This is a genomic window from Pseudomonas sp. NPDC089741 (assembly GCF_044748825.1).
Lineage (GTDB): Bacteria > Pseudomonadota > Gammaproteobacteria > Pseudomonadales > Pseudomonadaceae > Aquipseudomonas > Aquipseudomonas helmanticensis.
The window spans coordinates 179,146-204,504 of record NZ_JBIVGT010000003.1; the positions used below are offsets into that span (position 1 = coordinate 179,146).

The 25,359-nt window shown below is 59.4% G+C and carries 24 protein-coding genes; 10 read left to right on the plus strand and 14 right to left on the minus strand.

The window, feature by feature from the left end; genetic code table 11:
• Positions 1–112 precede the first annotated feature (112 nt).
• From ACIPZE_RS04855 to ACIPZE_RS04865, 3 genes are read right to left on the minus strand one after another with little or no spacing between them, the layout of a single operon-like run.
• Positions 113–730 carry a DNA-3-methyladenine glycosylase gene (locus ACIPZE_RS04855; RefSeq protein ID WP_283436126.1) on the minus strand — a complete coding sequence of 206 codons (618 nt, stop codon included), beginning with the start codon at positions 728–730 and terminating at the stop codon, positions 113–115.
• 1 nt (position 731) lies between these two features.
• Positions 732–1,529, minus strand: coding sequence for an isocitrate lyase/phosphoenolpyruvate mutase family protein (locus ACIPZE_RS04860; RefSeq protein ID WP_129394355.1), 798 nt, complete (start codon positions 1,527–1,529; stop codon positions 732–734).
• Between the two features lie 33 nt (positions 1,530–1,562).
• Positions 1,563–2,645 carry a bifunctional transcriptional activator/DNA repair enzyme AdaA gene (locus tag ACIPZE_RS04865; RefSeq protein ID WP_400771702.1) on the minus strand — a complete coding sequence of 361 codons (1,083 nt, stop codon included), beginning with the start codon at positions 2,643–2,645 and terminating at the stop codon, positions 1,563–1,565.
• Positions 2,646–2,862: 217 nt separating this feature from the next.
• Here ACIPZE_RS04865 and ACIPZE_RS04870 point away from each other — a divergent pair, with 217 nt between their 5' ends.
• On the plus strand, positions 2,863–3,276 hold the full coding sequence (locus ACIPZE_RS04870) for a VOC family protein (protein ID WP_283436129.1): 414 nt from the start codon (positions 2,863–2,865) through the stop codon (positions 3,274–3,276).
• Positions 3,277–3,279: 3 nt separating this feature from the next.
• Here the strand turns inward: ACIPZE_RS04870 and ACIPZE_RS04875 are convergent, their stop codons facing one another.
• Positions 3,280–3,900, minus strand: a complete 621-nt coding sequence (locus tag ACIPZE_RS04875; protein ID WP_283436130.1) for a LysE family translocator — start codon at positions 3,898–3,900, stop codon at positions 3,280–3,282.
• A gap of 275 nt (positions 3,901–4,175) precedes the next feature.
• Here ACIPZE_RS04875 and ACIPZE_RS04880 point away from each other — a divergent pair, with 275 nt between their 5' ends.
• Complete coding sequence (locus tag ACIPZE_RS04880) at positions 4,176–4,790, plus strand: biliverdin-producing heme oxygenase (protein ID WP_400771704.1); 615 nt, start codon at positions 4,176–4,178, stop codon at positions 4,788–4,790.
• Complete coding sequence (locus tag ACIPZE_RS04885; protein ID WP_400771706.1) at positions 4,787–7,033, plus strand: ATP-binding protein; 2,247 nt, start codon at positions 4,787–4,789, stop codon at positions 7,031–7,033. Before ACIPZE_RS04880 ends, ACIPZE_RS04885 begins: the two co-directional genes overlap by 4 nt.
• Before the next feature lie 85 nt (positions 7,034–7,118).
• Here the strand turns inward: ACIPZE_RS04885 and ACIPZE_RS04890 are convergent, their stop codons facing one another.
• On the minus strand, positions 7,119–10,847 hold the full coding sequence (locus tag ACIPZE_RS04890) for a hypothetical protein (RefSeq protein ID WP_400771707.1): 3,729 nt from the start codon (positions 10,845–10,847) through the stop codon (positions 7,119–7,121).
• A gap of 267 nt (positions 10,848–11,114) precedes the next feature.
• Between ACIPZE_RS04890 and ACIPZE_RS04895 the strand changes: the two genes are divergently transcribed.
• Positions 11,115–11,702 carry a LysE family translocator gene (locus ACIPZE_RS04895; RefSeq protein ID WP_400771709.1) on the plus strand — a complete coding sequence of 196 codons (588 nt, stop codon included), beginning with the start codon at positions 11,115–11,117 and terminating at the stop codon, positions 11,700–11,702.
• Between the two features lie 28 nt (positions 11,703–11,730).
• On the opposite strand, the gene ACIPZE_RS04900 is transcribed toward ACIPZE_RS04895, so the two are convergent.
• Positions 11,731–12,564, minus strand: a complete 834-nt coding sequence (locus ACIPZE_RS04900) for an AraC family transcriptional regulator (RefSeq protein ID WP_400771711.1) — start codon at positions 12,562–12,564, stop codon at positions 11,731–11,733.
• Between the two features lie 35 nt (positions 12,565–12,599).
• Complete coding sequence (locus ACIPZE_RS04905; RefSeq protein WP_400771713.1) at positions 12,600–13,103, minus strand: VOC family protein; 504 nt, start codon at positions 13,101–13,103, stop codon at positions 12,600–12,602.
• 313 nt (positions 13,104–13,416) lie between these two features.
• Here ACIPZE_RS04905 and ACIPZE_RS04910 point away from each other — a divergent pair, with 313 nt between their 5' ends.
• The gene (locus ACIPZE_RS04910; protein ID WP_283436137.1) at positions 13,417–13,668 is read left to right on the plus strand and encodes a transmembrane sensor/regulator PpyR; all 252 of its coding nucleotides are present in this window, start codon (positions 13,417–13,419) and stop codon (positions 13,666–13,668) included.
• A gap of 160 nt (positions 13,669–13,828) precedes the next feature.
• Here ACIPZE_RS04910 and ACIPZE_RS04915 read toward each other — a convergent pair whose 3' ends face one another.
• From ACIPZE_RS04915 to ACIPZE_RS04925, 3 genes are all read right to left on the minus strand, one after another.
• Positions 13,829–14,497 (minus strand): class I SAM-dependent methyltransferase, encoded by a 669-nt coding sequence (locus ACIPZE_RS04915; protein ID WP_400771715.1) that lies wholly within the window; start codon positions 14,495–14,497, stop codon positions 13,829–13,831.
• A gap of 97 nt (positions 14,498–14,594) precedes the next feature.
• Positions 14,595–14,951, minus strand: a complete 357-nt coding sequence (locus ACIPZE_RS04920; RefSeq protein WP_400771716.1) for a DUF6124 family protein — start codon at positions 14,949–14,951, stop codon at positions 14,595–14,597.
• Positions 14,952–15,096: 145 nt separating this feature from the next.
• The gene (locus ACIPZE_RS04925; protein ID WP_283436140.1) at positions 15,097–15,462 is read right to left on the minus strand and encodes a DUF6124 family protein; all 366 of its coding nucleotides are present in this window, start codon (positions 15,460–15,462) and stop codon (positions 15,097–15,099) included.
• Positions 15,463–15,859: 397 nt separating this feature from the next.
• Here ACIPZE_RS04925 and ACIPZE_RS04930 point away from each other — a divergent pair, with 397 nt between their 5' ends.
• Positions 15,860–16,252: a GFA family protein gene (locus ACIPZE_RS04930; protein ID WP_283436141.1), complete on the plus strand. Its 393-nt coding sequence runs from the start codon at positions 15,860–15,862 to the stop codon at positions 16,250–16,252.
• A gap of 144 nt (positions 16,253–16,396) precedes the next feature.
• On the opposite strand, the gene ACIPZE_RS04935 is transcribed toward ACIPZE_RS04930, so the two are convergent.
• A complete protein-coding gene (locus tag ACIPZE_RS04935) occupies positions 16,397–17,227 on the minus strand; it encodes an alpha/beta fold hydrolase (protein ID WP_283436142.1) in 831 nt (276 codons plus the stop codon).
• Between the two features lie 262 nt (positions 17,228–17,489).
• Here ACIPZE_RS04935 and ACIPZE_RS04940 point away from each other — a divergent pair, with 262 nt between their 5' ends.
• From ACIPZE_RS04940 to ACIPZE_RS04955, 4 genes are all read left to right on the plus strand, one after another.
• Entirely contained in the window at positions 17,490–17,945 is a 456-nt protein-coding gene (locus ACIPZE_RS04940) for a (2Fe-2S)-binding protein (RefSeq protein WP_003224136.1), read from the plus strand.
• A gap of 19 nt (positions 17,946–17,964) precedes the next feature.
• Positions 17,965–20,127 carry a xanthine dehydrogenase family protein molybdopterin-binding subunit gene (locus ACIPZE_RS04945; protein WP_283436144.1) on the plus strand — a complete coding sequence of 721 codons (2,163 nt, stop codon included), beginning with the start codon at positions 17,965–17,967 and terminating at the stop codon, positions 20,125–20,127.
• 1 nt (position 20,128) lies between these two features.
• On the plus strand, positions 20,129–20,707 hold the full coding sequence (locus tag ACIPZE_RS04950; RefSeq protein WP_400771718.1) for a hypothetical protein: 579 nt from the start codon (positions 20,129–20,131) through the stop codon (positions 20,705–20,707).
• Positions 20,708–20,770: 63 nt separating this feature from the next.
• Positions 20,771–21,736 carry a sensor domain-containing diguanylate cyclase gene (locus tag ACIPZE_RS04955; RefSeq protein WP_400771720.1) on the plus strand — a complete coding sequence of 322 codons (966 nt, stop codon included), beginning with the start codon at positions 20,771–20,773 and terminating at the stop codon, positions 21,734–21,736.
• A 177-nt stretch (positions 21,737–21,913) separates the two neighbouring features.
• On the opposite strand, the gene fabI is transcribed toward ACIPZE_RS04955, so the two are convergent.
• From fabI to ACIPZE_RS04970, 3 genes are read right to left on the minus strand one after another with little or no spacing between them, the layout of a single operon-like run.
• Positions 21,914–22,708, minus strand: coding sequence for an enoyl-ACP reductase FabI (gene fabI, locus ACIPZE_RS04960; protein WP_007910591.1), 795 nt, complete (start codon positions 22,706–22,708; stop codon positions 21,914–21,916).
• Between the two features lie 19 nt (positions 22,709–22,727).
• The gene (locus tag ACIPZE_RS04965) at positions 22,728–24,338 is read right to left on the minus strand and encodes an ABC transporter ATP-binding protein (protein WP_400771722.1); all 1,611 of its coding nucleotides are present in this window, start codon (positions 24,336–24,338) and stop codon (positions 22,728–22,730) included.
• Position 24,339: 1 nt separating this feature from the next.
• Positions 24,340–25,359, minus strand: a complete 1,020-nt coding sequence (locus ACIPZE_RS04970; RefSeq protein WP_016987120.1) for an ABC transporter permease — start codon at positions 25,357–25,359, stop codon at positions 24,340–24,342.

The following is a 25,359-nucleotide window of genomic DNA, read 5'->3' on the forward strand; positions in this document are numbered from 1 at the left end:
TTAAAATGAAAATCAAAAGATCGCAGCCTGCGGCAGCTCCTACAGGGATTTGTGTTGTACAGAGACAGATCATTGTGGGAGCGGACTTGCTCGCGAAGAACGATAACGCGGTCTATCTCTTGGCCACACGCCACAAATACCACGCAGCCACCGTTCGATAAGGGCTCCACGCCAGGCCGATTTCGATCATTTGCTTGCGCGTCGGTTGCACTTCCAGTCCCATCAACCGCCGATAGCCCTCACGTACGCCAAAGTCATCGGCCGGCAGAATGTCCATGCGCTCCAGGCTGTAGATCAGCAGCATCTCCACGGTCCAGCGGCCCACTCCGCGCAGGCTGATCAAGCGTTCGATCAACGCTTCATCGTCCATCGCCAGCGCCGTGGCGTAATCCGGCACCACGCCATCCAGCGTTGCCTGGGCAATGCCCTGAATCGTCGCAATCTTGCCGGCGGAAAATCCGCAACTGCGCATCCGTTCGAAATCGGTCGCAAGGATTTGTTCCGGGCGGGGGAATGACTGCCCGGGAAACAATCCGACCAACCGTCCGATGATCGCGTCGCCGGCCTTGGCATGCAGTTGCTGGTAGCCGATCGCCCGTACCAGCGACTCGTAAGGATCGCGCGCCGGATGCGGCTGATGCAGGCACGGGCCGACAGCGGCAATGTGCTGCTGCCAGTGCGGGTCGAGCGCAGCGAGGAATTCGCTCGCTGCCTGATAGTGCTCGGGCATGTTATTTCAGCAAGCCGTTGACTTCGCCATACGTGAAGGCCTTGAGGTCGTGGGTGTCGAGTTTGCCGCTGGCGAGGAAGCTTTTCACCAGCCCGCCCATCGCCCCGTAAAGGAATTCGGCGATGCCGGAGCCAGCGCTCAAGCGGCGCACGCCCAGCGCTTGCAGTTCTTCGGGCGAGGGCAGGCAGGCGAAGCCGAGTACGTTGACCGGCAGCGTCGTGCCTTTGCAGATCGCTTCGATCTCGTAGGCTGAGGTGACACCGGCGGCAAACAAGCCATCGGCACCGGCCGCCTGATACAACGCGGCGCGGCGCAGGGTTTCGGCGACGCGATCTTCAGCCGGCACCAGGCTTTTCAGATAGACATCGGTGCGCGCGTTGATGAACAGCTTGACCGAACGTTTGTCGGCGATTTGCCGCGCCACCTCGATCTTGCGCGCGAGCAACTCCGGCGCGTTGGAACCGTCCTCGATATTGATCCCGACGGCACCCGCCGCAATGACCGCTTCAAGCACCTCGGCGACACGCCCGAGATCATCGGAATAACCGGCCTCGACGTCCACGGTCAACGGCACGCTGATCACCCGGGCAATCGATTCCACCGTGGATACCAGGCGTTCGAGGGGCAAGGTGTTGCCGTCCGGATAACCGTGGGCCCAGGCCACCGCCGCACTGCTGGTGGCGACGGCCTGACCGCCGAGGTGTTCGACCAGTCGCGCGCCGGTAGCGTCGGCGACGTTGGTCAGCATCAGCAGGCCTTGCTGATGCAACTGGTGAAACCGGGTGTCGAGCGTGCTCATCGAAATTCCTTCTTGTTGATGGGTCAATATTCGTTAGAACGCCAAGGGTTGGCTGAGCTGTAGCGCGGCGCTTTCCAGCCTCAGCAAGAATGCCTTGCGCGGTTGTCCTCCACCATAGCCGGTCAGCGAGCCATCCGCGCCAATCACCCGATGACAAGGCACGACAATCGACAGCCGATTGTGCCCGTTGGCCAGCCCGACCGCGCGACTCGCGCCGGGTTTGCCCAACCCTGCGGCGATGGTGCCGTAGGTGCTGGTGTGACCGTAAGGAATTTGCAGCAGGGCCGCCCATACCTGTCGGGAAAATTCGCTGCCGGGCAAATGCAACGGCACTGTGAATACGTTCAGTTTGCCGGCGAAGTAGGCCGCCAGTTCCTCTTCGATCTGCTGCAAGTGTGCGTTATGCCCCGGCGCGATCGCGTAGCCGTAGCGGTTCTGCAACGCTTCAACTTCGCCGGTCAGCGCCGGTCGATCAAGAAACTCCAGTAACACCAATCCACGGCGTTCGGCCATGGCGATCATCGGCCCCAGTGGCGTGGTCAGCCGGGTGAACAGCAGCGGCTCGCTCTGTTCGGCGCGGCCCGGTGTGATGTGGAAGGACTTCTGGAAAGCGTCACGAAAACCGCTGAGCGATTCGTAACCCGAGTCGAACGCGGCATGATCAATCGAGGTGCCTTGTCTGATCCCGCCCAATGCCATGCCCAACCGCCGAGTACGTAGCCAAGCGTGGAAAGTCATGCCGAAATGCTGCTTGAACCAGCGCCGCAACTTCAACGGTTCGATGCCTGCGGCGAGCAGTTGCGCATCGCTCCAGCGCAGCTCAGGGGCGGCTTCCACGGCAGTGAGCAGGCGCTGCACCCAGTCTGGCGCAATAGCTGCGGCGTCCAGTGGCTTGCAGCGCAGGCAGGCGCGATAACCGGCGGTCAGGCATTCATCGGCGTGCGCGAAGAACTCGACGTTTTGCGGTTTCGGCTTGCGCGCCGTGCAACTGGGGCGGCAGAAAATTCCGGTGGTTTTCACGGCCGTGAAGAACACGCCTTCATAGGCAGTGTCGCGTTCGAGCATGGCGCGAACCATCTCGGCGTGGGGCGGCAGGGCAGCGGTTTGTATGTTCATGGGCTGAGAGTAAAACCAGATTCTCGATGGCTCCACCGGAAAATCGACAGTGAATTTTCCGTCTGCTGATCTACTGTGTAGGAGCTGCCGCAGGCTGCGATCTTTTGATGATCGTTCCCACGCTCTGCGTGGGAATGCAGCCGGGGACGCTCCGCGTCCGGTAATCAAAAGATCGCAGCCTGCGGCAGCTCCTACAGAGATTGTGAGGTGTTGGTTTATGCATCCGTTTTCCATTCAACATATTGATCACATTGTGCTGCGCGTAAAAGACCTGCAACGCAGCATCGATTTCTACGCTCGGGTGTTCGGCGCCGAGGTGGTCAGGCACAACGAACCGCTGGGGCTGGTGCACTTGCGTGCCGGCACCTCAATGATCGATCTCGTCGACCTGGCCGGTGAACTCGGGCGCAAGGGCGGCGGGGCGGCCGGTGCCGAGCGGCGCAATGTCGATCACTTCTGTCTGCGCATCGAGCCGTTCGACGAACAAGCGTTGACGGCGCACCTGCAATCGGCCGGACTGACCGTGGAAAAAGCCGCTCGACGCTTTGGCGCTGAAGGTTATGGCCTGTCTTTGTATTGCTTCGATCCGGACGGCAATCAGGTCGAACTCAAAGGCCCGTCCGAAGCGTAAGCCTCACGCGCGTTTGGCCAGCAACAGCACTGAAGCCGCCGCCGACAGCAGCCCCGCGCAGCAGCGGTTGAACATCCGCTTGCCGCGCGGCTCGGCGAACCAGCGGCGCATGCGCAGGCCCATCCAGGCATACGCAGCGATGGCGATCCATTCCAGCAACAGAAACAGCGCGCCGAGCACGGCAAATTGCGCCGGCACCGGGCGCGCTGGATCAACAAACTGCGGCAGGAATGCGGTGAACAGCAGAATCGCCTTGGGATTGCCGGCGGCCACCAGAAACTCCTGACGTGCCAGCCTGAACAAGCCCACCGACGCTCCCGCCACGTGCTGTTCGGCCTCGGGATTGGCGCGCCACAATTGCCAGGCCAGATACAACAGATACCCCGCGCCAATAATCTTGATCGCATGAAACAGCCATTCGGACGTTTGCAGCACCACCGACAACCCGGCGCCGGCCAGTGCGATCATCCCGGCGAACGCCAGAATCCGTCCGATACCGGCGGCGAAGGCACGGCGATAGCCATAGCGCGTGGCGTTGCTGACCGACAACAGGTTGTTCGGGCCGGGAGCCATGTTCAGGGCGAAACAGGCGGGGAGAAACAGCGAGAGGGTGGCGAGGTCCATGACGGCGCTCCAGAAACGAGTGCGCCATTTTTATCACAGCCCACACGCCGTCAGACCCATACAGTCAGGCGGCGCTGTCGCGGTACAGCCCGGCCATGCTGGACAACGCGGTCGAACTTTTTGCACAAGCTGCAACTCTGAAACCCTCAGAGGGCGATGGTTTCGGCAAAAAAACTCTCCGGTCGATCAACAAACGACGGTTGCCGTGCAAGACTTGCCCCCCTTGTTTCACCCACCCCGCATGGCCCCAGGCGGCCCCATCAAGAGCGATCTACATGCAAGCAAAGGCCCGTGAAGTTTATGTGCCACCGGTGCTGCAAGATCTGCGAGCCGGCACTGCCGAACTGCACATCGCACTGGAAAAACGCCTTCCGTTTTTCTCCGATACCCTCGATAAACACGCTTTTGTGCGGTTGATGCAGGCCTATTACGGCTTCTATCTGCCGCTGGAAAACGCCTTGCGAAACAGCGGTTCGATCCCCTGCGACTTTGATCTGCAGCCACGTCTCAAGGCACCAACCTTGCGCGCCGACCTGCAAGCGTTGGGCATGGGCGCCGAAGCGCTGCAACGTCTGCCGCAATGCGAGCAACTGCCCGTCATCGACTCCGGCGCCACCTGCCTCGGCGCGCTCTACGTACTTGAAGGCGCGACACTCGGCGGGCAGATCCTGCGCCGCGAGATCGCCACGCGACTGGGCCTGGAAGCCGACAATGGCGCGGCGTTTCTCGATATCTATGGCGCCGCCACTGGTCGCCGCTGGCGCGACTTCATCGAATATCTGGGCAATCGCCCGATCAGCGCCGACGAACGCACCGCCGTCGTCACAGCGGCACAAACCACATTCAACTGTTTCGAGCGCTGGCTCGAAAGCCGGGAGGTATTGGCATGACCCCACAAGACAAAGAAGCCTTTGAAGAGCTGCTGGCGAACTGTGCCGACGAGCCGATCCGTTTCCCCGGCGCGATCCAGCCGCACGGCTTGCTGCTGACCCTGAGCGAGCCTGCGCTGGAGATCGTTCAGGTCAGCGCCAACGTTGCAACCCTGCTGGACCGTGAGCCGCTCTGCCTGATCGGCCAGCCACTGGTGCAACTGATCGGCGACGCCGAGGCCGCGCAAGTGCGCGAGGCCATGCTGCAACCGGCATTGTCCGACACGCCGCCGCTGCACTTTCGCCTCAATGGCACGGCGTTCGATGGCTTGCTGCACCGGCATCAGGGCGTGCTGATTCTGGAGCTGGAAATCCACGTCGAAAACTTCCAGCCGCGCAACGTCGCCGGCAACCAGACCCATTTGGGGCGCATGCTCCAGCGTCTGCACGCGGCTACCTCGTTGCAGGCGCTGTACGACATCAGCGTCAAGGAAATCCAGGCCATGACCGGTTACGACCGGGTGCTGATCTATCGCTTCGAAGAGGAAGGACACGGCCAGGTCATCGCCGAAGCGTCCGACCCGTCGATGGAAGTGTTCAACGGTCTGTTCTTCCCGGCCTCGGACATTCCCGAGCAGGCCCGCGAGTTGTATCGGACCAATTGGCTGCGGATCATCCCCAATGCCGATTACCAGCCGGTGCCGTTGCTGCCGAAGCTGCGTCCGGACACCGACACCCCGCTGGATTTGAGTTTTGCCACCCTGCGCAGCGTGTCGCCGATCCACTGTCAGTACATGAAAAACATGGGCGTGCTGTCGTCAATGAGTATCTCGCTGCTCAAGGGCGACAAGCTCTGGGGTCTGATCAGTTGCGGCAACCGTCAGCCGCTGCACGTGCCGCATGAATTGCGCGCGGCGTGCCAGACCATCGGCCAGGTACTGTCGTTGCAGATCAGCGCGATGGAAGCGCTGGAAATCAGCCGTCAGCGTGAAGAAAAAGTCGAGGCGCTGGCTCTGCTCAATCAAGCGATGATCGATTCGCCGCAAAACGTTTTCGATGGCCTGGCCAACCAGCCGCAAGTGCTCATGGCGCTGAACAACGCCGGCGGTATCGCGATCATTGAAGACAACCAATTGCACCGTTACGGCAACTGCCCGGAGCCTGCGCAGATCCGCGCCCTGCACAAGTGGCTGCAGGACAGCGGCGAGCCGGTGTTCGCCAGTCATAATCTGGCCAGCGTGTATCCACCGGCCGCGGAGTATCAGCAAGTGGCCAGTGGCGTGCTTGCCATGAGCCTGCCCAAACCGGTCGACAACGGCGTGCTGTGGTTCCGCCCGGAGGTCAAAGAGAACATCAATTGGAGCGGTGATCCGCGCAAGCCGCTGGACCTGGAAAACTCCGACGCCGGCTTGCGCCTGCGCCCGCGCACCTCGTTTGAAATCTGGAAAGTCGAGATGGCCGGGATCTCCACCAAGTGGAGCCACGGCGATCTGTTCGCCGCCAACGACCTGCGTCGTTCGGCGCTGGAAAACGATCTGGCGCGCCAGGTCCGTCGCGAACAGGAAGCGGTGCGCGCCCGTGACGAGCTAGTGGCGGTGGTTTCCCACGACCTGCGCAATCCGATGACCGTTATCTCGATGCTCTGCGGCATGCTGCACAAAGCGTTCAGCTCCGATGGGCCGCACACCTCGCGGCGCATCTCGACGGCGATCGATACCATGCAGCAAGCCGCCGGGCGCATGAACACGCTGCTGGAGGATTTGCTCGACACCTCGAAAATCGATGCCGGGCGCTACAGCATTGCCCCGCAGATTCTGGATGTCGGGCAGATGTTCGAGGAAACCCAGTCGTTGCTAGGCCCGCTGGCGCTGGACAAGGACATCAGCATCTCGTTCGAAACCGACCCCGACCTGAAAATCCATGCCGACCCGGAGCGCTTGTTCCAGGTGCTGTCGAACCTGATCGGCAACGCGATCAAATTCACCCCGCGCAAAGGTTCGGTGGGCGTGCTGGCGAAGTCGGTGGGTGAGGAAATCGTGTTTACCGTGCGCGATACCGGCGAAGGCATTCCCAAGGAAAACCTGGCACGGGTGTTTGATCGTTACTGGACGGTGAAGGAGGGTAATCCCACCGGAACCGGATTGGGTCTGTACATCACGCAGGGCATCGTTGAAGCCCATGGTGGGCGGATCGAGGCCAGCAGCGAGCCGGGGCAGGGGACGGAGTTCCGGTTTACCGTGCCGGTGATGGCCGTGTGCGACTGACAGGCGCGGATCCTCACCACAACAGCCCGGCAGGTGTATGCCGGCCGGGCTGATTGCTTATCCAGCGTTACGGTTTTGCTGCGGTTCAGTCCAGGCCATGGAGCGCGCTGAACGCGTCTTTCGACAGCGGATTGAACCGGTCAGCTCTTATTTCGCTGATCGCATACAACGCACGGCCCGTACGACCGTTACCGTCACCAAAGCCGTGGAAGCCAACCACCGCTCCCAACAGCTGCTTGCTGAAATGTTCGTGCGCGGTGTCCAGAGTTTTCAGGTGATCCTGCATCACGGCAAAACCAGAGATGCTGCTGGCATATTTCTTGTCGCTGACACCCACGCGAACGATGTCCGAGGTGGCCGGTGCGATGCTGACATGCAACTGTCTGATCACATCCGGGTCGGTCAGTGATTTATTGCTGGCGGCGTACTCGCGCAAGATAGTGACAATGTTGTCGAGGTCGTTGCCGGGTGAGTTCGAGGCATGAACGATCCAGGCACCGGCTCGCTCGGCGTTATCGGTGAAGGCTCCAGCATTGTAGTGCGACTCGGGCAGTACACCGTTGTAAGGTGCTGCCCCCAGATCCTGTTTCAGCAAATTCTGCTGATGGCTTTTCATGTAGTTGACCTTGCGCGCCTCGATCTCGCTGACCGTTTCCAGCAGGTCGGAATAACCGCTGCCTGCCGAACGGGCGGAATTGTAATCGAGACCATTTTTGGACAGGACAGTCGTCAACAGATCGTCGAGTGCCGATTTGCCGATCAGCGCCTCAAGCTCCTGAGCTTTTTGCAGTTTTCGCGTGGCATCGATGACGGCATTGTTGAACAAGTGTTCCAGCTCCCAGGGGCTGGCAGTCTTCGGCAACGCAATGGTCTTGTCCGTCAGGCGAGTAAGGATCTGGGCCGCAGTTTCAAGGGTATCGTCCTTGAACAGTGCTCGCGCGTGCGCCACCGTCGGCAATGTCATGCGGATCTCGGCGGCGGCTCCGGTTTTTCCCAATGCCTTGACCAGGTCATAGGAGCCACTGCTGGCGGTGGTCAGGCGACGCAGTTGACGGGTTCCGGCTTTAGTGATCGAACTGCCGTAGTGACCGAGTTTCAACACGCCTTTGCCCGCCAGTTTGCCGGCGCCGACAATCAGTTGCGGCACCCCGTCGAGCGGATTGAAGAGCGACACCAGAACGCTGCCGGCCACTCGACCGAGACTCAACAGCCGGGTGCTGCTGGCCACTGCCTTGGCCAGGGCCCCGAAAGCCCCGATAAAGACAAAGGCCACGGCGAGTGTATCGATAACGCAACTGAACGCTGCCCCGCTGCGTTGATCGGGATCGTCCGAGCTGAGTTCTTGAATACAGCCTCTGAACGGAATGAAGATATTCAGAATGATGTTGGCAATGCGTTCGTACGCTTCTTGCCTTTCTTCGTATTCCGTCTGGTCATAGCCCATCCGGTAATATTCGTCATACGTGATGGTCGGGTTCTTCTGTGCAATGAAATCGGCAATGCTCTTGAGTCTGGGCGATTGATAACTTTGCATGGGTGAGGTGTACCAGCCTGAAGCCTGGTCGTACTCGGCAAACTCACCCAATCGATCAAGCAACATGCCGAACTCGCGGATATGTGCATACTCCTCCAGTTGCCAGTGATGGCGCGGCAATAATGTGTTGATGCCGGCCTGTTCGCTCTGATGCGGCGCTTCTCCCTTGAAGTAGGCTTCGTGCTCGGTAACGATATTTTCCAGGTAGGTCAGGCGCGGAAAATTTCCGGTTTCCGCGTTGGTCGTGTCGTCGAAGCTTCCGGTGTTTTCGTTAAACGCAGATGCCTTTGCGTATGCCTCGGCCAGGCGATCGCTTTTGCGGCATACACCCTGTAAGGGGAACAGTTCGAAACAATGATTCTGCTTCTTGTAACGGCACAGGATGACCACCCCGTGCGGGGAGAAGTGGTCCGCGCTGTGACCTTGAATATTGCGGTTTCCGCGTACCAGGTAGATGGTTGACGCGCCCTGTGTCAGGGCTTCGCGATCACTCATGCCGAGGTTGGAAAATGCCAGCCGGATCATTGTGCTGAGCCCGGACCTGAAGTTTTCGTGCTGTGGCTTGAGTTTTTCGCCATACAACTGATTGATTGGCGCGAGTGCCGCCAGGCCTGGATGCACATCGTGAAGATTGCGGCCGCTCGCTTGGCTGATGAGATTTTTGCGCTGTAGCTGGTTGGCGAGATAAAGATTGATCACTGTGTCGGTAATACGATTCCCTTTGTTCTTCGGTGAAAAGAACACCTCCCCATGTTTATCGATGCCAGCATCGAACAGCGTTTTTCTGGCCAGTTGCCGTCGGCTGACCGGGGCAGCGGTTACCGCCTTCAGCGCAGCCTCGAGTTCATTGGCGTAGGTGCTGTAGTGATTCATTGCCGCTGTGGCAACTTGTTCTACCGATAACGCTGCGTTTTCACGCGGCATCAGTTCGTTGATACTTGCCCACTCCATCACGCACTGCAGATTGAGGATTTGATGCAGTGTTCGTTGGGCATCGCTGAGCGGGGCAAGCGCGGCAAACTTCATCAGTTGGTCGTAAGACAATTTGCGCGATAGTCCGGGTGCGATCCTTTCAGTGAGCAGGACCGACTTGCGCAACATTACCCAGCCGGGCGAGCTGATCTGCAGTGTTGCGGGTGTGACGACCAGAAACTCCGGGGATTGCCCGGCCAGCACCAATTCCACGGCCAGCAGTGCGGCGAACGGACTGGCACGGTTGATCTGCTCAAAATGGGCTCTGAGACGAACGCGCGCCTGCGCCGCGTTTTCGTGTACGTAGAGCGATGCATAGCGCAAACCACGGTGCGTCTCGACCCGTTCCTCCGAGCCCATGTCCAGATCCAGCACAATGGCGCCCAGGAGTAGCCGGCTACGAGTGATCTCGGTGATTGTCTGTTTCGTTTCATCTGTCGGCAGCGCGTCGAAACAGCTCTGCGCAAACCTCTGCGCCTCGCTCGTTTGCACCAGGTGTTCCCACGCCAATAGTGGATCCTCCTGCACCATCGCGCCGCTCCACTTCTGCAACAGCACATCGGTCAGGTAGTTGATCAGCGGCTCGGTGTGCCGGCCCGCATCGGTCATCAACTGTCGGGTTTTCTGCAGGATCAGTGGGTATTGCTCTGGCTCGACTATCAGCGCGACATCCTGGGTTTCCTCGGAAATACCCCAGTAGTTGCCGAACTTTGGCGCTGTTGGCATGTTGAAGTTCAGGCAGTCGATCAGGTTCGCGATGTCTGCCTGGTCTTGCGGTGTATCGATTTCGTGAAAGGCCAGCCAGTGACGCAGAGGTATTGTGTTGCCAGAACATACAATGCCGCCTGTGCGCCACGCTGTAGCAGACAGAAGTTCAATGTCGGCCCGCAACGATTCAACTTCATAAAGTTTGTCAGTGATGATTGTGGAGTGAATGTAAATGCCTGTGGCGTCAATTTCTTCAGAACTTATGTAAACCTCTCCATTGCTTTTTACCATGACGAAGTGGTCGTCCGGGAGGGCGAGAGTGGCAGTGAATCTGATGAAGTCCGCCTGTTTGCATAATGTCTTCAGGAGCAGTTTTCCAGCGAGGTGTTCATTGTCGAATTGGCTTTGCGAAACCACCTCCGTGGCAAGTTGCATGAAGTCTTCGTCAACACGAAAAGTCTGCCTGAGAAATTGTCGGTTTTCCAGCGCTCTGGCAATACTGAAGCGCTCTTTCGCGTCAGCGGATGCAGGGGGAGAGGCAAACAGGTTGCGGCTAATGTCCATATCGGTTTCTTCTGTTTTTGGATTGATATAACGCAACTCACAGTCAACGTTAAGTGGCTACTCGTTAAGTGGTCGGGAATATAAATCATGCAACTTTGGTGGGTGTTGGTTTTAGGTTTCAGGCTGTTGTTAAAAGTGTCGAGATGTATAAGGGTTGTATGAAGCGTCAGAATTTTTTTTGCTGAAGCAGGGGCGACGACCTCAACTTGCAGGGCGACGGTGGTGGGTGATTTTGTTCAATACACCAGCGTGCGGTGGTGGCTACCTTTGGCGCCTTGTTCCCCGATTTGAAGCAGGTGTGCGATGAGTTTGATGATGTCGATGGCGGCGTTTGCCCTGGTGGCGTCGATTACCCCTGGACCGGTGAATATCGTCGCGTTGAGCTCCGGGGCGCAGTTCGGCTTCCGGGCCAGCCAGCGGCATGTGGCGGGGGCCACACTGGGTTTTGTGCTGTTGCTGGTGCTGATGGGGCTGGGGTTGCATGAGGTACTGAAACTGTGGCCATCGCTGACCCGGGTGGTGCAACTGGCCGGGGTGGCATTTCTGCTGTTCATGGCCTGGAAACTGGCCAGCGATGACGGGCAGTTGCACGCAAAGGATTCTGCGCGGGCGCCATCGATGCTTTATGGCGCAGTGATGCAGTGGCTCAATCCGAAAGCCTGGCTGGCCTGTGTGGCGGGAATGGGTGCGTTTGTGGCGGATGGCGAGGCGTGGCTGGTCTGGCAGTTTGCAGCGGTATATCTGGTGATCTGTTATCTGTCGGTGGGCTGCTGGGTGTATGCCGGGACGTTTTTGCGTGGGTATCTGAGCAACGCGGCGGGAATGCGCTGGTTCAATCGGAGCATGGCGCTGTTGCTGGCTGTCAGTGCGATCTACCTGCTGCTCACCTGACCCTGCCACAACCTTTGTGGCGGATCGGTCAGCCGCGATATTGCCCAGGTGTTGCGGCCAGATGCTGTTTGAAGGCCCGCTGAAAGTGCGCCTGATCGGCAAACCCGGCCTCCAGCGCGACGTCGGCAATCAACTGACCGCTGCGCAAACGCTCGCGGGCGAACTGGATGCGCTGATTGACCAGAAACGCATGCGGGGTCATACCGTAATGCTGCTTGAACGCGCGGATCAGGTACGACGGTGACAGCTGCGCCGCGGCGCAGATGGCGTCGAGGCTGAGCAGGTCGGTGCAATGTTCGCGGATGAACTCTGCGGCGTGCTCAAGTTTGAAATTCGGTTCGCGCAACGCTTGCCCGGCAGGATTCAGGCGCAGTTGCAGATCGCTGAAAAACTCCACCGCCGTGCTCTGCTTACGCAGCACATCCTGCTGCTCGTCGACCAGCACTTGGTAAAGCGCGGTCAAGTCGCGAAACAGCTCGGCATCGTGCAAGTGCGTGGCCGAGAACCGTCGGAATTCCACATCCTCGGCAAAGCCCAACTGATGCTGCAAATCCGTCAGCCATGGCGTCTCGACATACAACATCACGTACGACCACGGCTGATCATCGATGGGGTTGCAGGCGTGCACATCGCCGGGATTCATCAACACCACCGTGCCCGCCGCCACCTCGAATTGCGCCTGCTCATGCACGTAAGTACTGCGCCCGGCGGTGATCGCACCGATCGAGAAATGCGCGTGGGAATGCCGGGCGTAACAGACTTCGCGGCCATCGGCGATGGCCCGCGCTTCGATGAAGGGCAGGGCGTCGTCGCGCCAGAAGCGCGGGGCTTTTTCAGGGTTTTTGGCGGCAGCGTGTTTCATTGTGATTATTCCCGGCAGGCCAGTGCCCGAGTGTATTAGCTCTGGCCGGCAAAGGCTCGTTCCAGTTCGGCGATGTCGAGTTTTTTCATCTTGAACATGGCCTGCATCGCCCGCTGTGACTTGGCGGTGTCCGGGTCCAGCATCATGTGCATAAAGGCCACTGGCACGATCTGCCACGACACGCCGAACTTGTCCTTGAGCCAGCCGCATTGCTGGGCTTCGACCGGGCCGCCCTCGGACAGACGGCCCCAGAAATGGTCGACTTCTTCCTGATTCTGGCAGTTGACCTGAAACGAAATTGCCTCGCTGAATTTGAACATCGGCCCACCGTTGAGCCCGGTAAACGTCTGGCCATCGAGCTCGAAACTGACGGTCATCACCGCACCTTCCGGCTTGCCGTGAAATTCCTGACCAACTTTGCTGTAGTGGGTCAGGCCGGTGATTTTCGAGTGATCGAAGATCGAGCAGTAGAACTTCGCGGCGGCTTCGGCCTGATCGTCGAACCACAGGCAGGGCGTGAGCTTTTGAAAGCGTTGCATGGCAGTCATCCTCGGCAGGTTAGACACGCAGGATTTACAGCGTAGTCAGTCCTTGGTCGATTGCCGGTGCCGTAGATCGACAATTGCCGAGCATTGGAAATCCCGACGACGGAGACACCGGGCCGCAGACCGGCTTTTCCTTTCGGGCCTTGATGTAGTCGTAATGACAAGGTTTCAGGTCGAATTGACTATGTCCGGCTTGTGTCAAATTGACCTGTTATCGTGCAACCAACTGAATCTATTGAATTAAAAATCTGGCACGAGACTTGATGTACTCAGCTGACCTAAACGAACCGCTCAGGAGTACGCCACCATGCTCACTTTCTTTGAAAGCCCGCTGAACGTTCTGCACCTTTCGAGCAAAATCCTCGTCGCTGGTCTGCTCATGCTGTTGGCCGGCATCTACGGCGCGTATCTCTACAACGGCCACATGCCGATTGCACTGCTGGTGGCGATGCATGCCCTGACCATCCTCGGCCCGACCCTGATCAAGATCGGCTACGTCATGCGCCTGCTGGCGCAATACCGCATCCGTGGTCCGCAGATGATCCCGCAAACCGCGTAATCCCTGTGGGAGCGAGCCTGCTCGCGAAGGCGTCAGCACAGTCGGAGTCTATGTTGCCTGACACACCGCTTTCGCGAGCAGGCTCGCTCCCACAATGGCAGCAGGGTTTCCAGAATCTGCAGTCAACGCAAAATCCTGGGGGAACGGTGTTACTGAAATTTCAGCGTCGTTCAGCCACCATCAACAATGACTGCGGCACCGGGCTTTGCGGGTGTTGTGGCTCCTGCATGCCGACCAAGCGGAATCCGGCCATGTCCAGCGCATTGAACCAGCTCGACAACGTGCGCAAATACCACGGCATCGGCTGCCACTGGCCTTTGAACCCGGCGAAGGATTCTTCGCGCCAGCCGTCCTGGTAATCGCCTGCCGCTGCCGCCCACGGATGCAATGTCTGAATCACCAGCGCACCGCCGGGAACCAGTAGCACATTCATCGCGGCCAGTAGAGGAATAATGTCCTGATGCAGCAGCGCGAAATTCGCGCAGATCAAATCGAAGTCACAACCGATATCAACCTTGGCTTCGACCAGCGCGTCGTAGTCGGCGACGTGCACGGTGGGAGAACCAGCCAAACGCGCTGCTTCAGCCAGCTTCGCATCACCGTCCACGCCCACCGCGGCAATGCCCAGGTCCGCCAGCGCCCGCAACAACCAGCCTTCGCCGCAGCCCAGATCAAGCACACGCTCCGGCTGACGCCCCATGATCGCCAGCAGAATCGCCTGATTGGTCACCTGTTGACGGCTTTCGATAGCACCGCTGCGGATCACTTCGATCCAGGCATCAGCGTTGTCGTGCCAGCTCTGCAAAAGGCTGGATTCGGGGGAGGGCATGGCGGTGTCCGTACTATTGAAAACCCACAGTATGGACGCCACCGCGCGCGTTCGCTGAATTCAAATCCGCGCTGCAGGCGACGGCGAACAACAGCGGTTACTCCTTCAAGCTGACGTTATCCAACGCCTGATTCACCGCCAGTTCCCCCAGCATCACCACTTGGGCAATGCCCAGCAGCGTATTGCGATTGGGGCCGTCCAGCGATCCCGCAAAATCGCCAAGCATGACCGTTGCCGAGGCCAAAGACTCGCACGCATTCGCCAGTAACGATTCGGTATCGGTTTTCGGGTTGACCATGAACATGCTGCTGGGGCTGTAGGGCGTGGCCATGATCTGCGCGGGCGCAAGGTAATGATCGAGGGCGCGTTCGGCGGCGGCGTGAAGCTTCTTCGAATCGAATGATTCGTAGGGTGAAGCCGGATCTGTGACCAGCGGTTTTGTGGTTTCGGACATCAACTGAAACTCCTCGAGGCACTGCGAAAGAATGACACCCGGTAGGAGCTGCCTCAGGCTGCGATCTTTTGATCTTGCCTTTGATTGTTAAAGATCAAAGGATCGCAGCCTGCGGCAGCTCCTACAGGGGACTGCGGCGAGTTTGCTAGTGCGGCAAGCGGCGGCTGTCCAAGACTCGATTGACCATCAGCTCACTCAGCATGATCACCTGATGCAGCATCAGCATGGCCCGGCGTTGTGTGTTGTCGACGACATCGCCGATATCACGGGCCATGTCGCTGGCAGCGGCTAACGATTCGCAGGCTTCTACGAGCAGAGTTTCTTCGTCCACGGCGGGGTCGATGAGGAAGATCTTGCTGGTCTTGCGGGAAGGGATTGAGAGCTTCAGTGAGCCGGGGTTTAGATAGAAGTTGATGGCGCGGTCAGTCGCCTCTTTTATTTTTTGAGGTTCGAGAGTTGGGTCGTACGGGATCGGATCGACGTCCGGTGGGTTTGGTGTTGGTTTGAACATTGATGGAACTCCAATTTGAACAGTTGGAGCCATCACCCTCGCTACCAAACGGCGGGTGGCGGCCATGCGCAGGTTGGTAGACCGGTCAAATCGGGAAACCCGGCGCTCACGAATGAGCCCCACGCATGCCCACCATACAAAGCGATGCCTTAAAAACATCGTATGACGGTGTCGCAATAACCACAATTTAAGACGGGCTACCAAACCCGATCACTGTTTTGCAGTGACAGGGAAACGATATAGCCCGCACCAAAGCGCGTATGCCGGCGGATTCTGGCGTAAGCGTAGGTAACGGCGCAAGGCGTTGTAGGGCTTGTGGCGTAACGGTTTGTGTAATTTAAACGTGCGTGCAAAGTTGTGTTTATTTACGCTAAACATAGGAAAAAGGAGGTGCACCATGAAACCAGTCACCGGCGGCTGTCTGTGTGGCAACGTCCGTTTCGAACTCTCCGGCCAACCTTACCGCGTCGGCATCTGCCACTGCCTCGACTGCCGCAAACGCCACGGCGCGCTGTTCGGCACCTCGGCCATATTTCCCGAGGATGCGTTGAAGGTCACCGGTGAAGCCCGCGACTACAACGGGCGCTTTTTCTGCCCGCGCTGCGGCTCACCGGTGTTCACGCGTTCGGAAGATGAAGTAGAGGTCAACGTCGGATCGCTCGATGAGCCGAATCAGTTCAAACCCACTTACGAACTCTGGACCATCCGCCGCGAATCGTGGCTACCGTCGCTGCCATTGGCTCACCACTACGAGCGTGATCGTGAAAGCACGGGACGCACAGAGGAATGATGGACGTGAGCCCAATCACATCCCCCTTGTGGGAGCGAGCCTGCTCGCGAAAGCGGTGGGTCATTCAGCTCAAGTTCAACTGACAGATCGCATTCGCGAGCAGGCTCGCTCCCACAGGGGGGATGTGTACGGCTGCCAATGATCTCAGCCGCGAATAAAGGCCAGCAGATCAGCGTTAATCGTCTCGGCCTCCGTCGTCGGCATTCCGTGTGGAAACCCCGGATACGACTTCAACGTGCCATTCGGCAGCAACTTGGCCGACAACGGCGCCGAGTCCGCATACGGCACAATCTGGTCATCCTCGCCATGCATCACCAGCACCGGCACGGTGACCTTCTTCAAGTCCTCAGTAAAATCCGTCTGCGAAAACGCGACGATCCCGTCGTAATGCGCCTTCGCCCCACCGATCATGCCCTGACGCCACCAGTTGGCAATAATCCCCTCTGAAGGTGTAGCCCCTGGCCGGTTGTAGCCATAAAACGGCCCGCTCGGAATATCCCGATAAAACTGCGCGCGATTCGCCGCCAAATTCGCCTGAAACTCATCGAACACCGATTTTGGCAGCCCACCCGGATTGCTCTCGGTCTGCACCATCAGCGGCGGCACCGCACTGATCAGCACGCCTTTGGCGACGTTGTCCTGGCCATGCCGGGCGATGTAATGGATCACCTCACCGCCACCGGTCGAATGGCCGACATGTACGACGTTCTTCAGACCCAGATGATTGACCACTGCCAGCGTGTCGTCGGCGTAATGATCCATGTCGTGGCCATCCCAGACCTGACTCGAACGCCCATGCCCACGCCGATCATGGGCAACCACCCGGAAGCCTTTGCCGAGGAAAAACAGCATCTGCGCATCCCAATCGTCCGAGCTGAGCGGCCAGCCGTGGTGGAAGTGGATCACCGGCGCGTCTTTCGGGCCCCAGTCCTTGTAGAAAATCTCGACGCCGTCTTTGGTGGTGACAAATCCCATGTTCGCTACTCCAGACCAATGTGATGGATAACCCGCGTGGTGGGCGCGGACCGGTTTCGCTGATGACGTGGCTTCTAATGGCTCGGGTGCGAGCCGTTATCAACTGTAGGATTAAAGTCGACATCTGCATGACCGGTGGTCGCAACGTCTGGCTTCAGGCGCAAATTAGGCTTTGCTGAAAGGGATAAGCCGAGGCGCGCGTAGGCATTGATGGCCACAGCGACGCCCCTTCAGAACACCGTGAGTCTGAGGAAATTCCCCGATGCTGACCTTGAATATCAATGGCAAGGATCAGGAGCTCGATGTCCCCGCGGACATGCCGTTGCTCTGGGTCCTGCGCGATGTCGCGCACCTGACCGGTACTAAATTCGGCTGCGGCATGGCCCAGTGCGGGGCCTGCACCGTGCATGTCGACGGGGCGCCGTTGCGCGCCTGCATCACGCCCGCGACCGCCGTGGCCCACGGGCAGAAAATCCTCACCATCGAAGGCCTCTCCACCGACGGTTCGCACCCGGTGCAGCAAGCCTGGGCCGAACTCGACGTGGTGCAGTGCGGTTACTGCCAGTCGGGGCAGATCATGTCGGCCGCCGCCTTGCTGGCGAAAATCCCCAAACCCACCGACAGCGATATCGATCAGGCGCTCTCCGGCAATATCTGCCGCTGCGGCACCTATCCACGGATCCGCGCGGCTGTGAAGCGTGCGTCGGAAATCGGCTGATTTTGCGGGGAGATAGACGATGAACAGTCCTGTATCGCGTCGGGGTTTTCTCAAGGGCAGCGCCGTGTTGGGCGGCGGCTTGGTGGTGGCGTTTGTCGTCCCCGGTGGCCACAAGTTTGCCTATGCGGCGGAAAATGAAGGCAAGGTCTTTGCACCGAATGCCTTTTTACGCATTGCCGCGGACAACAGTGTGACGGTGCTGCTCGGGCATTCGGAGATGGGGCAGGGCATCTGGACCGGCCTGACCATGTTGATTGCCGAGGAGCTGGATGCCGATTGGTCGAAAATCCGCGTTGAACATTCACCGGCATCCGCGGCGGATTACGGCATGCCGGGATTTGGCGGCATGCAGATTACCGGCGGGTCGACGTCGACCTGGATGGAGTTTGACCGTTATCGGCTGGCGGGCGCGACGGCCCGGCAGATGTTGGTCGAGGCGGCGGCGAAACGTTTTGAAGTGGCGCCGTCGGCGATTCGCACCGAATCCGGTGTGGTGATTGTTGGCGATAAACGTGCGACTTACGGCGAGTTGGCGGATGCCGCCGGGCAACTGCCGGTGCCGGATCCGAAGTCGATCACCTTCAAGGAAGCCAAGGACTGGAAAGTCATCGGCAAACCGACCAAACGCCTCGACACGCCGGAGAAAATCACCGGCCGCGCGAAGTTCGGCATGGACGTGCAGTTTGAAGGCTTGATGACGGCCATGGTCGCGCGCGCGCCGGTGTTCGGTGCCAGCGTTAAATCCTTCGAAGGGGCTGAAGCGCTGGCGGTGCCGGGCGTGCACAAGGTGGTGCAAGTGCCGACGGGCGTGGCGGTGATTGCCGATCATTATTGGGCGGCGAAACTGGGCCGCGATGCGCTGAAGATCGATTGGGATCTGGGCCCGCATGCGGATCTGAGCAGCGAGAAATTGCTGGCGAGTTTCCGCAAACTGGCCGCCACGCAAGGCACCTCGGCCAGTCAGGCCGGGGATGCCAAGGGCGGTTTCGGCAAAGCCGCGAAGAAAATCGACGTCGAGTACAGCGTGCCGTATCTGGCTCACGCGCCGATGGAACCGCTCAATTGCACGGTAAAGATCAGCGCTGAAAAATGCGAAATCTGGACCGGCACGCAGTTTCAGACGCTCGATCAAATGGTCGCCGGCAAGATCACCGGGCTGAAACCGGAACAGGTGGAAATCCACACTGAATTCCTCGGCGGTGGTTTTGGTCGTCGCGCCAACCCGACCTCAGATTTCGTCGCCGAAGCGGTGCAAGTGGCGAAGGCCGCCGCGATGCCGGTGAAAACCGTGTGGTCGCGCGAAGACGATATTCGTGGCGGTTATTACCGTTCGATGTTCCTGCATCAGGCGAAAATCGGCTTGGGCGCTGATGGGTTGCCGTCGAGCTGGCAACACGTGCTGGTCGGGCAGTCGATCATGACCGGCACACTGATGGAGGCGACGATGGTCAAGAACGGCATCGACCCGACTTCGGTCGAAGGCGTTGCCGATAGCCCTTACGTCAAAGGCCTGGCCAATCATCAGGTCGATCTGCATTCGCCGCAGACCGGGATCAATGTGCTGTGGCTGCGCTCGGTGGGCCATAGCCACACCGGTTTCGTCATGGAATCGCTGATCGATGAAATGGCCACGGCGGCGGGCAAGGATCCGGTCGAATACCGACGCACCTTGCTCAAGGATCATCCTCGGCATTTGGGCGTACTCAATCTGGCGGTAGAGAAGGCTGACTGGAAAGCGCCACTGCCGGACGGTCATGCGCTCGGCGTCGCCGTACACGAATCTTTTGGCAGCTACGTGGCGCAGGTCGCCGAAGTGTCGCAGGACAATCTGGCGATTCGTGTGCATCGCGTGGTTTGCGCGGTGGACTGCGGGATTGCGGTGAACCCGCAGAGCATCGCTGCGCAGATGGAGTCGTGCATCACCTTCGGCCTGGGCATGGCGCTGCACAGCAAACTGACGCTCAAGGATGGCGCGGTGGTGCAGTCCAATTATCACGATTATCAGGTGTTGCGGCTCAACGAGATGCCGGTGGTGGAAGTGCACATCGTGCCCAGCAGCGACAAACCCGGCGGCATCGGCGAGGCCGGTGTGCCGCCGACCGCGCCGGCGGTGGCCAACGCGGTGTTCGCCCTGACCGGGCAGCGTCTGCGCGAGTTGCCGTTGCAACTGTCGGGGGTGTGAGATGAAACGACATCTGTTGTTGGGTGGGGTGATTCTGTTGGGGCTGGGCGGCTATGCCTCGGACTTGTTCGCGGATGATCAGGAAGCGTTGAAGGCATTCGGCACGGTGCAGAAAGTCTTCCAGAGCCCGCGCTGCCAGAACTGTCACATTCCCGGTGATTCGCCGTTGCAGTTCGATGCGGGCATCCCGCACGCAATGAACGTGGTGCGCGGCATGGAAGGCAAGGGTGCGGCCGGTTTGCCGTGCGCAACCTGTCACGCCGAAAACAATCCGCCGGCCAGTTACGGCCCGCATGCGCCACCGGGTGCGCCGCATTGGAGCCTGCCGCCGGCGTCGCACAAAATGGCCTGGATCGGTTTGCCGCCGGACAAGCTCTGCGCGCTGATCAAGGATCGCTCGAGTAACGGCGACCGTGATTTCGCCGCACTGCTCAAGCATGTCAATGAAGACAAACTGGTGTTGTGGGGCTGGAATCCCGGGGCAGGGCGCGCGCCGGTGCCGGTGCCGCACGATATTTTTGTCGCGCAATTCAAGCTCTGGGCCGATGCGGGCGGGCCGTGTCCGGTGGCAGGCCTTTGATCGGGTGAACGCTTGCCGAATTAACGCTACGCTTACAAGCATTGTTGCCAATGGAGTGTGCTGATGCTGGTTCCAGGAAAACCCGCCAATGAAACCGTGCGGCTTGAAGTGCTGCACGGTCTCAACCTTCTCGACTCGGCGCCGGAGGAGCGTTTCGACCGGCTGACGCGGCTGGCCAAACGCCTGTTCAATGTGCCGATTGCCCTGGTCACGCTGGTGGACAAGGATCGGCAGTGGTTCAAGTCCTGCGTGGGCCTGGACGCCACTGAAACGCCGAGGGATGTGTCGTTCTGCGGTCACGCGATCCTGCAAAACGATTTGTTGCTGGTGCCCGATGCCCGCGAGGACGTGCGTTTCCATGACAATCCGCTGGTCACAGGAGCACCGAATATTCGCTTCTACGCCGGCTACCCGCTGACGGTGCCGAATGGCAATAAGATGGGCACGTTGTGCCTGATCGACACCAAGCCGCGTGAACTCGACGACGAGGAGCGCGCGCTGCTGCGCGATCTGGCGGAGATGGCCGAGCAAGAGTTGACCGCCGTGCAGATGGCGAGCATGGACGAGCTGACGTTGCTGTCCAACCGACGCGGCTTCAAACAACTGGCGCAACATGCGCTGGACGCCTGCGCCCGCCTGGAGCGGCCGGCGACGTTGCTGTTTTTTGACCTGAATGATTTCAAGCAGATCAATGATCTATATGGGCATGCCGAAGGCGACAGTGCGCTGAAGACTTTTGCCGACGTGCTGCGCATTGCTTTTCGCGAGAGTGATGTGGTCGGGCGGCTGGGCGGGGATGAGTTTGTCGCGTTGCTGACGGGATCGAGCCATATCGAAACCAACGCGATCATGGCGCGGCTCAAGGAAATTCTTGAAGAGCGCAATGCCACGTTGCACCGGGGGTATGCGATTCGCTTCAGTGTTGGCCAGATTGAATATGATTCGAAACGCCATGAAACCGTGGATCGCCTGCTGGCGGATGCGGATGGGGCCATGTATGCGCACAAGCAGGCCCTGAAGCGTTGTTAGTGAATGCACCGCAGATCCCCTGTAGGAGTGAGCCTGCTCGCGATGGCGCCCGCCCATTCAATATCTTCATCGGCTGACCCACCGCTTTCGTGAGCAAGCTCACTCCCACAGGTGACAGTGTTGCAGGCATAAAAAAACCCGCCAGATCGGCGGGTTTTTTTAGGGGCTAACCGAAGATCACTCTTCGATGTTGCCCATGGCGGTGGTGTTGAAGCCGCCGTCGACGTACATGATTTCGCCGCTGATGCCCGACGCCAGGTCGGAGCACAGGAAAGCGCCGGCGTTGCCGACTTCGTCGATGGTGACGTTGCGACGCAGCGGAGTTTGCGCTTCGTTGGCGGCCAGCATTTTACGGAAGTTCTTGATACCCGACGCTGCCAGGGTACGGATCGGACCAGCCGATACGCAGTTGACGCGGGTGCCGTCCGGGCCCAGGGAGCCGGCCAGGTAACGTACGCCAGCTTCCAGCGAAGCCTTGGCCATGCCCATTACGTTGTAGTTCGGCATGGTGCGCTCGGCGCCCAGGTACGACAGGGTCAGCAGGCTGCCGTTGCGGCCTTTCATCATTTCGCGGCCGGCTTTGGCCAGGGCGACGAAGCTGTAGGCGCTGATGTCGTGAGCGATGCGGAAACCGTCACGGGTGGTGGCTTCGGTGAAGTCGCCGTCCAGTTGGTCGCCCGGGGCGAAACCAACGGAGTGCACGATGCAGTCCAGGCCGTCCCACTTCTTGCTCAGTGCTTCGAAGACCTTGGCGATTTCTTCATCGCTGGCCACGTCGCACGGGAAGCACAGCTCAGGGCTCGAACCCCAGCCTTGGGCGAATTCTTCAACACGACCTTTCAGTTTGTCGTTCTGATAAGTGAAGGCAAGCTCAGCGCCCTCGCGATGCATGGCGGCAGCGATGCCGGATGCGATGGACAGCTTGCTGGCGACACCGACGATCAGTACGCGCTTACCGGCGAGAAATCCCATGTGTTGCTCCTCTTTCAGGTTATTGCGCAGTGGCTGGTGCCAAAAAAGCGGCTTCCAGCAACTGCTGTGTATACGGATGTTGGGGGGCGGCAAAAATACTTTGCGCGTCTCCCTGTTCGACCACTTGGCCATGCTTGACCACCATCAACTGGTGGCTCAGCGCTTTGACGACAGCCAGGTCATGGCTGATAAACAAATACGTCAGGTTGTACTTGGCTTGCAGTGAACGCAACAGCTCCACCACTTGCCGCTGCACCGTCCGGTCGAGCGCCGAAGTCGGCTCGTCCAGCAGGATCAGCGCCGGTTTCAGCACCAAAGCCCGGGCAATGGCGATTCGTTGCCGTTGCCCACCGGAAAATTCGTGGGGGTAGCGGTGCCGGGTTTCCGGATCCAGACCTACCTCCTTCAATGCCGCAATAATCGCCGTCTGTTGCTCCTCAGCGGTGCCCATCTTGTGAATCCGCAGGCCTTCGCCAACGATATCGCTGACACACATGCGCGGGCTCAGGCTGCCAAACGGGTCCTGAAACACCACCTGCATCTCCCGACGCAACGGGCGAACCTCGTTCTGCGTCAGGCAGTCTAGCTGCTTGCCTTCAAAGCGGATCGCACCTTTGCTGCCAATCAGCCGCAAAATCGCCAGACCCAACGTGGATTTGCCGGAACCGCTTTCCCCGACAATCCCCAGAGTCTGACCCTGAGGCAGGCTGAAATTGATGCCGTCCACTGCCTTGACGTGATCCACCGTGCGTTTGAGCAGGCCTTTCTTGATCGGGAACCAGACTTTCAAGTCCTCGACCTCAAGCAGCGGCGCACCGATTTTATTGCTCGCCGGGCCTCCGCTGGGCTCCGCGCCGAGCAATTCCCGAGTGTACGGATGCTGCGGCGAACGGAACAGCTCTTCGCACGATGCCTGTTCGACGATGCAACCGCGCTGCATGACACATACACGATGCGCAATTCTTCGCACCAGGTTCAAATCGTGACTGATCAGTAACAGCGACATGCCCAAGCGGGCCTGCAATTCCTTGAGCAAATCGAGGATTTTCAGCTGAACGGTCACGTCCAAAGCGGTGGTCGGCTCGTCGGCAATCAGCAGTTCCGGCTCATTGGCCAAAGCCATGGCGATCATCACGCGCTGGCGCTGGCCGCCGGACAATTCGTGGGGCAGGGCCTTGAGGCGCTTGTGCGGCTCGGGGATGCCGACCATCTCCAGCAGCTCCAGCGTGCGCTTGGTCGCGACTTTGCCGGTCAGGCCCTTGTGGATGCCGAGGACTTCGTTGATCTGCTTCTCGATCGAGTGCAGCGGGTTCAGCGAGGTCATCGGCTCCTGAAAAATCATCGCGATGCGGTTGCCGCGAATATGGCGGATGGTCTTTTCGCTCAGGCCCAGCAGGTTTTGCCCGGCGTAATTGATGCTGCCGGCCGGATGACGGGCCATCGGGTAGGGCAGCAGGCGCAGGATCGAGTGTGCGGTTACCGATTTGCCCGAGCCGGATTCACCGACCAACGCCAGGGTTTCGCCACGCTTGATGTCGAAACTCACGCCTTCGACGACCCGGTGCACGCGCTCGCCGAAACCGAATTCGACGGCGAGGTCGCGCACTTCGATCAGATTGTCCTGATTCATTTCACTTCCTCGGGTCGAAGGCATCGCGAGCGGACTCGCCGATAAACACCAGCAAACTCAACATCAACGCCAGCACAGCAAAGGCACTCATACCCAGCCACGGCGCTTGCAGGTTGGATTTGCCCTGAGCGACCAGTTCACCCAGCGACGGACTGCCGGCCGGCAAGCCGAAACCGAGGAAGTCCAGCGCGGTGAGGGTGCCGATGGCGCCGGTGAGGATGAACGGCATGAACGTCATGGTCGAGACCATCGCGTTGGGCAGGATATGGCGGAACATGATCGCGCCGTTCTGCATGCCCAGCGCCCGTGCGGCGCGCACGTATTCGAGGTTGCGGCCACGGAGGAATTCGGCGCGCACCACGTCGACCAGGCTCATCCACGAGAACAGCAGCATGATCCCCAGCAGCCACCAGAAATTCGGCTGGACGAAACTGGCGAGAATGATCAGCAGATACAGCACTGGCAACCCCGACCAGATCTCCAGGAAACGCTGCCCGGCCAGATCGACCCAGCCGCCATAAAAGCCCTGCAACGCGCCGGCAATCACGCCGATGATCGAACTCAACACGGTCAGCGTCAGCGCGAACAGCACGGAAATGCGGAAGCCGTAAATCACTCGCGCCAATACATCGCGGCCCTGATCGTCAGTACCGAGCAGGTTGTCCGCCGACGGTGGCGCCGGCGCCGGAACTTTCAGGTCGTAGTTGATGCTTTGGTAGCTGTAAGGAATCGGCGCCCACAACACCCAGGCATCCTTGGCCTTGAGCAGTTCGCGGATGTACGGGCTCTTGTAGTTGGCCTCCAGAGGGAATTCACCGCCGAAAGCGGTTTCCGGGTAACGCTTGATCGCCGGGAAGTACCAGTTGTTGTCGTAATGCACCACCAGCGGCTTGTCGTTGGCGATCAGCTCGGCGCCCAGGCTTGCGCCGAACAGGATCAGAAACAGCCACAGCGACCACCAGCCGCGCTTGTTGGCCTTGAACAGTTCGAAGCGGCGGCGGTTGAGAGGGGACAGGTTCAT

What these genes read in the sequence shown, in the direction of transcription:
- ACIPZE_RS04945 (WP_283436144.1), top strand. Translation starts at nt 17,965, where the DNA reads ATGAACAGTCCTGTATCGCGTCGGGGTTTTCTCAAGGGCAGCGCCGTG.
- ACIPZE_RS04930 (WP_283436141.1), top strand. Translation starts at nt 15,860, where the DNA reads ATGAAACCAGTCACCGGCGGCTGTCTGTGTGGCAACGTCCGTTTCGAA.
- ACIPZE_RS04920 (WP_400771716.1), bottom strand. Translation starts at nt 14,951, where the DNA reads ATGTCCGAAACCACAAAACCGCTGGTCACAGATCCGGCTTCACCCTAC.
- ACIPZE_RS04935 (WP_283436142.1), bottom strand. Translation starts at nt 17,227, where the DNA reads ATGGGATTTGTCACCACCAAAGACGGCGTCGAGATTTTCTACAAGGAC.
- ACIPZE_RS04940 (WP_003224136.1), top strand. Translation starts at nt 17,490, where the DNA reads ATGCTGACCTTGAATATCAATGGCAAGGATCAGGAGCTCGATGTCCCC.
- ACIPZE_RS04900 (WP_400771711.1), bottom strand. Translation starts at nt 12,564, where the DNA reads ATGAAACACGCTGCCGCCAAAAACCCTGAAAAAGCCCCGCGCTTCTGG.
- ACIPZE_RS04885 (WP_400771706.1), top strand. Translation starts at nt 4,787, where the DNA reads ATGACCCCACAAGACAAAGAAGCCTTTGAAGAGCTGCTGGCGAACTGT.
- ACIPZE_RS04875 (WP_283436130.1), bottom strand. Translation starts at nt 3,900, where the DNA reads ATGGACCTCGCCACCCTCTCGCTGTTTCTCCCCGCCTGTTTCGCCCTG.
- ACIPZE_RS04865 (WP_400771702.1), bottom strand. Translation starts at nt 2,645, where the DNA reads ATGAACATACAAACCGCTGCCCTGCCGCCCCACGCCGAGATGGTTCGC.
- ACIPZE_RS04895 (WP_400771709.1), top strand. Translation starts at nt 11,115, where the DNA reads ATGAGTTTGATGATGTCGATGGCGGCGTTTGCCCTGGTGGCGTCGATT.
- ACIPZE_RS04910 (WP_283436137.1), top strand. Translation starts at nt 13,417, where the DNA reads ATGCTCACTTTCTTTGAAAGCCCGCTGAACGTTCTGCACCTTTCGAGC.
- ACIPZE_RS04950 (WP_400771718.1), top strand. Translation starts at nt 20,129, where the DNA reads ATGAAACGACATCTGTTGTTGGGTGGGGTGATTCTGTTGGGGCTGGGC.
- ACIPZE_RS04965 (WP_400771722.1), bottom strand. Translation starts at nt 24,338, where the DNA reads ATGAATCAGGACAATCTGATCGAAGTGCGCGACCTCGCCGTCGAATTC.
- ACIPZE_RS04880 (WP_400771704.1), top strand. Translation starts at nt 4,176, where the DNA reads ATGCAAGCAAAGGCCCGTGAAGTTTATGTGCCACCGGTGCTGCAAGAT.
- ACIPZE_RS04970 (WP_016987120.1), bottom strand. Translation starts at nt 25,359, where the DNA reads ATGAACCTGTCCCCTCTCAACCGCCGCCGCTTCGAACTGTTCAAGGCC.
- fabI (WP_007910591.1), bottom strand. Translation starts at nt 22,708, where the DNA reads ATGGGATTTCTCGCCGGTAAGCGCGTACTGATCGTCGGTGTCGCCAGC.
- ACIPZE_RS04905 (WP_400771713.1), bottom strand. Translation starts at nt 13,103, where the DNA reads ATGCAACGCTTTCAAAAGCTCACGCCCTGCCTGTGGTTCGACGATCAG.
- ACIPZE_RS04855 (WP_283436126.1), bottom strand. Translation starts at nt 730, where the DNA reads ATGCCCGAGCACTATCAGGCAGCGAGCGAATTCCTCGCTGCGCTCGAC.
- ACIPZE_RS04925 (WP_283436140.1), bottom strand. Translation starts at nt 15,462, where the DNA reads ATGTTCAAACCAACACCAAACCCACCGGACGTCGATCCGATCCCGTAC.
- ACIPZE_RS04955 (WP_400771720.1), top strand. Translation starts at nt 20,771, where the DNA reads ATGCTGGTTCCAGGAAAACCCGCCAATGAAACCGTGCGGCTTGAAGTG.
- ACIPZE_RS04870 (WP_283436129.1), top strand. Translation starts at nt 2,863, where the DNA reads ATGCATCCGTTTTCCATTCAACATATTGATCACATTGTGCTGCGCGTA.
- ACIPZE_RS04915 (WP_400771715.1), bottom strand. Translation starts at nt 14,497, where the DNA reads ATGCCCTCCCCCGAATCCAGCCTTTTGCAGAGCTGGCACGACAACGCT.
- ACIPZE_RS04860 (WP_129394355.1), bottom strand. Translation starts at nt 1,529, where the DNA reads ATGAGCACGCTCGACACCCGGTTTCACCAGTTGCATCAGCAAGGCCTG.